The organism is Bacillus sp. SIMBA_031, from assembly GCF_046535225.1.
Classification (GTDB): Bacteria; Bacillota; Bacilli; order Bacillales; family Bacillaceae; genus Bacillus; species Bacillus velezensis.
Genome location: NZ_JAWRXC010000542.1, coordinates 1 through 248 on the forward strand (window position 1 = coordinate 1; position 248 = coordinate 248).

A 248-nucleotide genomic window follows, 5' to 3' on the forward strand; every position below is an offset into this window, starting at 1 on the left:
CTGCAGAATTTTCGTTTGAACAGCCTCTAAATCCTCGACAATCTTTTTTAATTAAATCAGGTGCATACAAATATTTTTTAACATACATTCCAGCATAAGTGGTAACAGATTCTTCGATAGGATGTGGGTGCCAGTTTTTAGAGTTATCCGTATATGCTGTTTTTTTTGTAGCTTCAGTTACTTTACTTCCAAAATATTCTTTGGTCATTTGGGATGTTTGCAGGTAGGGAATTACTGGAACATATAAT

The 248-nt window shown here is 33.9% G+C and carries 1 protein-coding gene; it reads right to left on the reverse strand.

What is annotated here, in order from left to right; genetic code table 11:
- On the reverse strand, positions 1 to 248 hold a 248-nt coding region (locus tag SB724_RS21315), incomplete at both ends, for a hypothetical protein (RefSeq protein WP_410573007.1).